Source organism: Oleiphilus sp. HI0080 (genome assembly GCF_001635135.1).
The window spans coordinates 1-1,246 of sequence record NZ_LWFU01001005.1 but is presented as its reverse complement, the minus strand read 5'-3'; the positions used below and the strand labels follow the sequence as shown (position 1 = coordinate 1,246).

Sequence of the window (1,246 nt, the reverse complement as noted above, 5' to 3'; positions counted from 1 at the left end):
GCCGCTGTCGCCATGCTTGCTGTGGCCAGATTAGGTGCAATACATTCTGTTGTTTTTGGAGGCTTTGCCGCACATGAGTTGGCCATTCGCATTAATGATGCAGAACCAAGCGTTATAGTGTCCGCCTCATGCGGTATCGAAATTGATCGCCTGATCCCCTATAAACCCCTTCTCGATCAAGCTTTGAACGACGCCAAACATGAGGTGTCGACTTGCATCATCGCTCAGCGCGCCGAATGTGCTGCCGAGCTTCAACAAGGCCGTGATTTCTCGTGGTATGAACTGGTAGAGCATGCAGCACCCGCAGATCCTGTTTCTGTATCATCGACTGATCCGCTCTATATTCTCTATACATCAGGAACCACTGGCGCACCAAAAGGCGTGGTGCGAGACAATGGTAGCCATGCCGTTGCAATGCGCTATAGCATGCAGGCCGTTTATAACATGCATCCAGGTGAGGTATTTTGGGCGGCGTCGGATGTTGGCTGGGTGGTTGGTCACTCGTATATTGTTTATGCCCCGCTAATGACCGGACTTTCAACAGTGCTCTATGAAGGAAAACCGGTTAAAACCCCCGATGCAGGCGCATTTTGGCGTGTTATCGAAGAGTACAAGGTAAAGGCGCTGTTTTCTGCACCAACAGCGTTTCGAGCAATCAAAAAAGAAGATCCCAATGGGGCGCTGATTCGGCTCTATGATGTGGGCAGTCTTGAAGCCGTGTTTGTTGCAGGAGAGCGTCTTGATCCGCCCACACTCGAGTGGATTGAGCGAACCACAAATTTGCCGGTGGTTGATCATTGTTGGCAGACCGAAACAGGTTGGGCGATTTGCGGGAATCCTTTGGGTATTGAGCAGCTGCCTGTAAAAGCCGGTTCAGCCACAAAGCCTAGTCCAGGCTTTGATGTACGCATTCTAGATGATCAGGGAAATGAACTCCCGTCCAATCAGCAGGGTAATATCGCCATTAAGCTCCCCTTACCACCAAGTTGCTTGCCGACTATTTGGAAGAATTTTGATCGTTTTAAGACAGGATATCTTGCCGATTTTCCGGGGTACTATTGTTCTGGTGATGGCGGATATAAAGACGATGAGGGCTACGTGTTCATTATGGGGCGTACCGACGATGTGATTAACATTGCCGGGCATCGATTCTCAACCGGAGAGATGGAGGAGTTGGTTGCGAGTCATGATGCAGTAGCAGAGTGTGCGGTTATTGGTATTGCTGATGAGTTGAAAGGGCAGATAC

The 1,246-nt window shown here is 49.9% G+C and carries 1 protein-coding gene; it reads left to right on the top strand.

From position 1 onward, the window contains the following. A partial coding sequence (locus A3751_RS19120; RefSeq protein ID WP_068458587.1) for an AMP-binding protein occupies nucleotides 1-1,246 on the top strand: 1,246 nt, incomplete at both ends.